The sequence below is a fragment of the Methylobacterium sp. B1 genome (assembly GCF_000333255.1).
In the GTDB taxonomy this organism is placed as follows: domain Bacteria; phylum Pseudomonadota; class Alphaproteobacteria; order Rhizobiales; family Beijerinckiaceae; genus Methylobacterium; species Methylobacterium fujisawaense.
Map to the genome: position 1 here is coordinate 1 of NZ_BACT01000625.1, position 1,108 is coordinate 1,108.

General features: G+C 67.4%; 1 protein-coding gene and 1 pseudogene. Both read left to right on the top strand.

Going from position 1 to position 1,108, the window contains the following annotated elements; translation table 11 throughout:
• The first annotated feature begins 35 nt into the window (after positions 1-35).
• Entirely contained in the window at positions 36-875 is an 840-nt protein-coding gene (ntrB, locus tag I53_RS18560; RefSeq protein ID WP_043353336.1) for a nitrate ABC transporter permease, read from the top strand.
• Positions 876-883: 8 nt separating this feature from the next.
• Positions 884-1,108, top strand: a pseudogene (locus I53_RS18565) (ABC transporter ATP-binding protein); the annotation flags it as partial.

Sequence of the window (1,108 nt, forward strand, 5' to 3'; positions counted from 1 at the left end):
CTGGATTCCTTCAGATCAAGCGCGCGAGCTGAGTCATGCAACGCACCCTGACCCTGCGCGCCGGCATCCTCTCCCTGGCGCTCCTCGCGGTGATCCTACTCGGCTGGCAGGTCGCGGTGAGCGGCACGGCCAAGACCGAGGCGATGGATCCGGAATACGCGGCCCTGATGGGTCAGTCGGCCACCACCGGCAAGTCGGCCATGCCCGGCCCCCTGGATGTCGGGGCGACCATCTGGGGGCACCTGAGTGACCCGTTCTACGACCGCGGCCCGAACGACAAGGGCATCGGTATCCAGCTCGCCTACTCGATCGGGCGCGTGGCGCTCGGCTACGGCTTGGCGGTGCTGGTGGCGATCCCGGTCGGCTTCCTCATCGGCATGTCGCCGCTGATGAGCCGGGCGCTCGATCCGTTCATCCAGATCCTGAAGCCGGTCTCGCCGCTCGCCTGGATGCCGCTCGCCCTCTACACCATCAAGGACTCGGCCCTGTCGGCGATCTTCGTGATCTTCATCTGCTCGCTCTGGCCGATGCTGATGAACACCGTGTTCGGCGTGTCGAGCACGCGGAAGGAGTGGCTCAACGTCGCCCGGACCCTGGAGGTCGGGCCGGTGCGCCGGGCGTTCACGGTGATCCTGCCGGCCGCCGCGCCGACCATCCTCACCGGAATGCGCATCTCCATCGGCATCGCCTGGCTCGTGATCGTCGCGGCCGAGATGCTCGTGGGCGGCACCGGCATCGGCTACTTCGTCTGGAACGAGTGGAACAACCTCTCGATCACCAACGTGATCACCTCGATCTTGGTGATCGGCGTCGTCGGCATGGCCCTCGACCAGCTGCTGGCGCGCGCGCAGCGCCTCGTCACCTTCCCCGAATGAGGCACCCGATGAGCAAGCTGCTTCCCTTCGTGCGGCGCTCCAGCCGTGCCGCCCCCGCTCCCGTTCAGGCCGGGACCAGCCGCATGTCGAACGCAGAGAAGTTCATCTCCATCGAGGGGATCGCGCGGCCCTATCCGGGGCCAGGGGGCAAGACGGCCACGATCTTCGAGGACCTGTGGCTGCCCATGCCCCGGGGAGAGTTCGTGTGCATGATCGGGCACTCGGGCTGCGGC